The organism is Litorivivens sp., assembly GCF_041625495.1.
In the GTDB taxonomy this organism is placed as follows: domain Bacteria; phylum Pseudomonadota; class Gammaproteobacteria; order Pseudomonadales; family Spongiibacteraceae; genus Litorivivens.
The window spans coordinates 22,594-29,176 of record NZ_JBFJTH010000033.1; the positions used below are offsets into that span (position 1 = coordinate 22,594).

The 6,583-nt window shown below is 52.8% G+C and carries 5 protein-coding genes; 4 read left to right on the plus strand and 1 reads right to left on the minus strand.

Going from position 1 to position 6,583, the window contains the following annotated elements:
* The first annotated feature begins 48 nt into the window (after nt 1-48).
* The 4 genes from ABYP39_RS05965 (at nt 49) to ABYP39_RS05980 (ending at nt 4,942) form a co-directional block, all read left to right on the plus strand.
* Nucleotides 49-810: a FadR/GntR family transcriptional regulator gene (locus ABYP39_RS05965; protein ID WP_372748464.1), complete on the plus strand. Its 762-nt coding sequence runs from the start codon at nt 49-51 to the stop codon at nt 808-810.
* Nucleotides 807-1,484: a sterol desaturase family protein gene (locus tag ABYP39_RS05970; protein WP_372748463.1), complete on the plus strand. Its 678-nt coding sequence runs from the start codon at nt 807-809 to the stop codon at nt 1,482-1,484. The genes ABYP39_RS05965 and ABYP39_RS05970 overlap by 4 nt, the downstream gene beginning before the upstream one ends.
* A gap of 122 nt (nt 1,485-1,606) precedes the next feature.
* Nucleotides 1,607-4,189 carry a TonB-dependent receptor gene (locus tag ABYP39_RS05975; RefSeq protein ID WP_372748462.1) on the plus strand — a complete coding sequence of 861 codons (2,583 nt, stop codon included), beginning with the start codon at nt 1,607-1,609 and terminating at the stop codon, nt 4,187-4,189.
* Between the two features lie 117 nt (nt 4,190-4,306).
* Complete coding sequence (locus tag ABYP39_RS05980) at nt 4,307-4,942, plus strand: YqaA family protein (RefSeq protein WP_372748461.1); 636 nt, start codon at nt 4,307-4,309, stop codon at nt 4,940-4,942.
* Nucleotides 4,943-5,343: 401 nt separating this feature from the next.
* Here ABYP39_RS05980 and ABYP39_RS05985 read toward each other — a convergent pair whose 3' ends face one another.
* Nucleotides 5,344-6,366: an integron integrase gene (locus ABYP39_RS05985; protein ID WP_372781573.1), complete on the minus strand. Its 1,023-nt coding sequence runs from the start codon at nt 6,364-6,366 to the stop codon at nt 5,344-5,346.
* Between the last annotated feature and the right edge of the window lie 217 nt (nt 6,367-6,583).

Genomic DNA, 6,583 nt, shown 5'->3' on the forward strand with positions numbered 1-6,583 from the left:
GTTTGCGTGTGACAGATAAAAAATCTCATGCGGTCAGGAGCTGCGCTCATGTTCCAGGAAGTCAACAAACGCTCAATTTCGGATGAGGTTTACGACCAGCTGTGCAGCCGCATCGTGAGTCAGGAGCTGAAAGCCGGCGAAGAGCTGCCTTCAGAAAGGTTGCTATCCGAAATGCTGGGCGTTAGTCGCAATGCGGTGCGAGAAGCGATCAAGCGGCTTCAGCAGGCAAGGTTGGTCGATGTGAAGCATGGTGGTTTAACCACAGTTCTCGATTACCGCTCTGAGGCGGGGGCTGACCTTCTGCCGAGCCTGCTATTCGATAGGCACAGTCAGATCCAGGTAGATGTGGCTCGCAGCATTGTTCGCATGCGACAAGTGCTGTCGCCCGAGATTGCTGCAGACGCGGCCACGCAGTGTAAACCGGAAATAGCCGATCGACTGGACGGCGTGATTGATCAAATGCGGACCGTCGAGGGATCCACAGAATTACAGCGACTGGCTTTCCTCTTCTGGGAAATCCTGGTCGAGGGCAGCGGCAACATCGCTTACCGTCTCGCCTTCAACTCATTGCGCAAAACCTACGAGCCACTCTGGGGGCTTTTGACGCAGATGTTATCGGCTCAACAACAAAAGCTGGAAACATTCCATGCGCTCGCAGTGGCGGTGCGTGAGGGTCATCGAGATGAAGCGGCTCGCTGTGCGCGGGAATACATCGACGAAAGTAGTGCAGCAATCTACGAATTTCTGGACTTGTATGAAAGCAATACTCAGAACAGTCCGAACAAGCCTAGTGGAGAACAAGCAAAGTGAATCCCGCCAGCCCAAACGACCAGAGCGCTGAACACCCTAACCCGAAGACCGCCCGAGAGTTTATTAAGGCGTTCTACGGGCATTTGAGCCCTCGAATTCTTACGGTTCTTGTGCTTGGCCTAGTTGGCCTGCGCATTTACCTTGGTAACTGGACCTACGCCGACTGGATTGCGCCACTGGCTATTCTAGCGTTCTGGCCGATACTGGAGTGGTTGATTCATGTGCGTTTGCTGCACATGAAACCCTTCACGCTCTTTGGTAAGACCTTCGATCTTAGTGTTGGTCGAACGCACCGCGCCCACCATGCTAACCCCGCGGATCTAAGCGATATCACCATTAACAAAGAGGTATTTCCAACGGTTGTGCCTCTACTGTTTGTGTTGGCGTATTGGCTGTTTCCAACAGTGGAGCTGGCAACTGGGGCTCTGGCGGCATTCTTCGTGCTGTCTCTGCATTACGAATTTTGTCACTTCATCGGTCATACTGCCTGGTGTCCGCCGATTAACTATTACCGCCGGCGTCAGCGCATGCACCGACTGCATCACTACCGAGATGAAACACTGTGGTGGGGGGTATCGACCGGTTTGGGAGACCTACTGCTCGGTACCGCACCCGATATCAAGTCAGTCGAGAAGTCACCGACGGTTCATAACGTTCACGGTTTGCTGCGCTGAACCCATAAGTTAAGCTGACATGCGCACGCCGTAGCTCTTCGCAGCTGCAGCTATTACTGGCGTGGTCGTCGTACTCATTGCAAGCGCGACCACGACATTTTCAACCGGACACAGAGAAAACCATGCTGCAAGCATCATTTCAGGTATTACGCGCACTGCATGAGCAGGCGTCTTTTCGTGCTGTTCGCAGCCTGACGGCAACAACGGTTTGTGCGGCAGCGATGTTTACAGCGAACCACGCAGTTGCGCAAGAGGGACCATCTAGAGCATCTGCGGATGAGGCGTCTTCCAGCAAGGCCAAAGTCTCCTCAGAAAATGCATCCAAACAAGCTCGTCGGCCACGCGAACGCCCGGCGCTCGAAGAAATTGTGGTCACGGCACAAAAGCGTGAAGAAGATGTCCAGTCGGTACCTTTGTCTATCACTGCCATAGGCGGCGACGACATCGCCGAAAAAAATATGGGAGATATGAACGAAGTCGCGAACTACGTGCCCAATCTGGATGTTTTAGCCACGCCGTCGTTTCCCAGTATCTACATGCGCGGTCTGGGCTCCAGCTACAATCGTGGCTTTGAACAGTCGGTGGCCCTGTTGATCGACGAGGTGTACTACGGACGGGCATCCTACATCAATCAGGCACTGCTTGATCTCGACACCATCGAAGTTATGCGTGGCCCTCAGGGCACGCTGTTTGGCAAAAATGCCTCCGCAGGTGCCATACATTTCCGTACGGCCATGCCTGAACAGGAGTTCGGCCTGAAAGGCGACGTGTTGCTGGGCGACCGTGATCAGCAACGTTATCGATTGGTCGCTACCGGGCCGGTAACCGATAGGCTCACCTGGCGGGCCGCGTTGATGAGTCAAACGCGCGACGGCAGTGTGTACAACACCACAATCGGCATCGACGAAGAAAATATCGACAATCAGGCTGGGCGACTGCGTTTGGAGTGGGCGGCTCGGGATGATCTTACGCTCGGCCTGACCTTGAACGCCACGCTTATGGGGCAGCATGGTGAGGGCAGCCAAGTGATTCGTGCCCGTCCTCGCCATTTAGCGGCGATGCAGGTGTTCGACGCGCAAACATCGGCGGACCCTTACGACGAACTGACCGCCAAGAATGAGCAGGGGCGCGTCGTTCGCGACGCCTACGATGCTACGATCAAAGCAGAATGGATTTTCGGAGATGAATACACACTAACCAGTATCTCCAATTACTCCTGGCTTGACGAAGAAGTGCGGATGGACGCCGACTTCTCCCCAATTCCATTTCTCATCCTGGACAATAATGAGGAACTTCGTCAGTACAGCCAAGAATTGCGAGTGACTTCGCCTCCGGGGGCGTTTGAGTTTGTCGCGGGGCTGTTTTACATGAAGGCCGATATACAAGCCGACTACAACATTCGGCAATTTCTCGAACTATCCGAACTGCTGCTGGTAACTGGCGAAGGCGAACGTATGGCCTGTTTGCGATCCTCCAACCCCGGGGAATGCCAAGATCAGGTGCTGAACAATGCAGAAGCGGGGCGATTGGCGGGCCAAACAATTCAGGACCGACAGCAGGCGGAAGGCGGACCTGCACCTGTCGAAACAGCATTGACGCGCTTTGAGCAAGTCACCGACAGCATCGCATTGTTTGGGCAGGCGACCTGGCATTTCGCCGAACGCTGGTCGGCGACGCTGGGTGGCCGACTGAACTACGAAAATAAAACGCTATACACTGCCCATACACTGGTCAATAACCGAACTGGTGGCCGTGGTAATGCCTTCTTATCCGGTTCGAGTTGTGACGGCCGGTTGCTAACTGGTGGTGGGTACTGTCTGGGCGACAACCCCGACGGCGCGACCATTTTCCCGTTCATCATTGCGGGTGACACGCAGTTCGACGCTCAGCGCGAGCGAAGCAGCGTGGACTTTTCGCCAAAAGCCTCGGTGCAATACGACTTTACCGATTCGGCGATGGGGTACCTGACGGTTGCCCAAGGCTATAAATCTGGTGGCTATACGGGCCAGCCGGTGAACCCGGACAATCTGGAGTTCGACGCCGAGACTGCGCTGACCTATGAGGTTGGCGCCAAGTCAGAATGGCTGGGCGGTGCGGCACGTTTGAACGCATCCTTGTTTTACACGGATTTCAAAGATCTTCAGGTATCCACCTTTAATGGTGTTGGTTATGTCGTGGAAAACGCCGCATCAGCAACCATCTACGGCCTCGAGTACGAAGCCATGCTGATGACGCCTTATTCGATTCTAATTGGCCTGAACGGTGCTCTGACCGAATCAGAGTATTCCAGCTTTCCTCGAGCAGCTTGCACGGCAGAAAATACTAACCCGCCACCGTGCGATCTTACTGGCCGCCGCCTGCGCCTTGTGCCGGAATTAAAAACCACCTTCACTCTCGGTTGGCAGGGTGGGGTGTTAGATTGGCCCTTCCTTACCCATGCGGGCATGACGGCGAGCTACACGACGGAGGTCGCGCTGGCAACAGATCTCGATCCGATTGATGTTCGCGTTCCCGGCACGACCTATGGTTTGCAAGCGGGTATCAAAGCGCATGATGACAGCTGGCATATCACCTTGTTCGGCGACAATGTCACAAGCCGGGAATCGCTGGCGGCAGCTCAGGATTCTCCAGGGCTGCGTGGCACGCACTTCGGTGGTGTATACCCCTCAGCCAGCTACGAAATTGAGCTTGGGTTCCGATTTTGAGAGGCAGCTTGTTTCGCCTGCGGCTGTATTGCGCAACCTTCGCAAGCTATGCGCAGGTTCTAGCGCTGATGACGTCACCGGCTTGGGTTGGCAATACAGTAGGCTACGGGCAGCACCGTGAAGCACGATAACAAACAATCATCGTGGCTCAAGCTCCAGAAGCTGCATGTGTATTATCAAAGCAGCGGCTTCTACGATCTGGTGGGCGCTAACCTCCGCAAGGTGTTGCTTACCCTTGCGTTACTTGTGGCAGTTTTCTTGCTGGTGCGACCCTATGTGCAGATCTATCAGGACGAGCTGCTGATACTCATTCAGGAAAAATTGTCGCCGGTCAGAGTCTTTAGTCTGTTCTTCGTATCCGAGTCGATACTAGGCTTGATTCCGCCAGATCTATTCATGCTGTGGGCGAAGGCGCGATTTCCCGAGACGCCGTATCTAATGGTTGGTGTACTGGCCGGATTGTCGTATCTTGGCGGCATTGTGGCGTACGGCATGGGCAGAGGCATCGAGCATGCACCAAAAATTCACGCCACTTTATCCGATCGCCACGCCGGCCATGTTCAATTTATCCGTAAATGGGGCGGCGTATTCATTTTAACTGCGGCCCTGCTGCCCATTCCGTACGCCATAGCCAGTACAGTCGCAGGCCTCGTGAAATTTCCATTCAAAACGTATCTGCTTTTTGGTTTGGCGCGCTTTCTGAGGTTCTACATATACGCAGCGGCGATTTTCAGCTGGTCAAAATGGCTTTGACTTCCTGCCCTCATCGAAAGCCGTTGGACTTCAGTAGTGAATTTGGTCTCGCTAGCGACTCTTTACGAGCGAGACCATTTTTTTGTGAAACGTCGTGGTGGAGGCAGGAACGAAAATTAATACTCAGGAGTTGTATCGAGTTTGTGGAAGGGGCGTCGAGGTCTGTAGGTCGTCGACCGATCAGTTGATTTAGTGCGCTCGCTTATGCCATGAGCGGCTACCTAGCCCTTTTAGACAATGTCGCTTGCCTGCTTATTGAAGTGTTCAGCCCCGTCATCGTTTGACTTCACCATACAAAGTGGGCATTCAATTGCTGTGGTGTGCAAGGCACACTTGGCGCAGAGTGGTCACTCGGACGATTCAATATGCCGTCATGAAAACCTCATAACGAATACTGGCTGTTAGCCATTCTCTGAACGCAGCGGTATTTGTCGACTGCCGAGGCTATCTACTGGACTGAGAACTCCTTTACCTCCTCGATTGATCACGTGCGTATAAATTTCGGTGGTCTTTATATCGGAGTGCCCGAGCAACTCTTGAATGGTGCGAAGATCGTAGCCAGTTTCTAATAAATGGGTCGCAAAGCTGTGCCTGAAGCTGTGCGCACGAGCGGGTTTTCGGATTCCAGCGGCGCGAACAGCACGACGGATCTGTTTGCTTAGTGCGGTAGGATGCAAGTGGTGCCGCCGAAGTACGCCTGAGCGTGGGTCAGGCCCAATACGACTGGAAGGGAAAAGGAACTGCCATGCAGTCTCGCGTGCAGCTCTGGGATATTTACGAGCGAGCGCATCGGGGAGGTAAACATCACCATAGCCATCTTCAATATCTTGGGCGTGTAGACGTTCGACATTTTCGATTTGCCGCTGAAGTCCGGGAATAAGACTCTGAGGTAGCATTGTCGCTCTATCTTTATTGCCTTTCCCGGATCGGACAATGACGTTATTACTGCCGAAGTCGATATCTTTGATGCGTAAAGACAAAAGTTCTGCGCTACGCAGCCCTGTGCCGTACATCAACTCGACCATAAGTCGCGACATGCCATTAAGCTGAGAAAGTATTGCAGCAATTTCCTGGCGACTATAGACAACAGGAAGTCTTTTATTGGCGCGCGCAGGGGTAAAGGAAAGGTTATCCATGTCTAACCCGAGGAATCGCTTATATAGAAAAATGAGGGCATTTAATGCGATGCGTTGCGTATTGGCAGAACAATTTCGGTTAACGGAAACATGATTCAGGAAGGCCTCGACTTCTGAGGCCCCCAGGTCTTTTGGGTGCCGTCTGTCATGATAGCGAATGAATTGCTTAACCCAATGCACATAAGTTTGTTCTGTGCGGTAAGCTAGCCCTTCGGATCTGATTCGAAGGCGGAGCTGATCTAAAAATCGGGTCGGGTTTGACGGAATGCTGTGGCGAACATCGTCCATAATATGCACCATTATGCGCTGTCTATATATACAGTATTATAGCAATAGGTTGTTGGTCGTTTTCAAGATCTGAAGCCTGAGTCTTTATAACATCCCTGCAGTCAGCGTAAGTCATTGATTTGGCTGGAGTTGAGTATATGATAGTGTGCTAATTGATTTAGTAGATAAACGCGACTTAGGCTGTTTTTGTCGGAATATGTGAAGACAAGAATCTAAC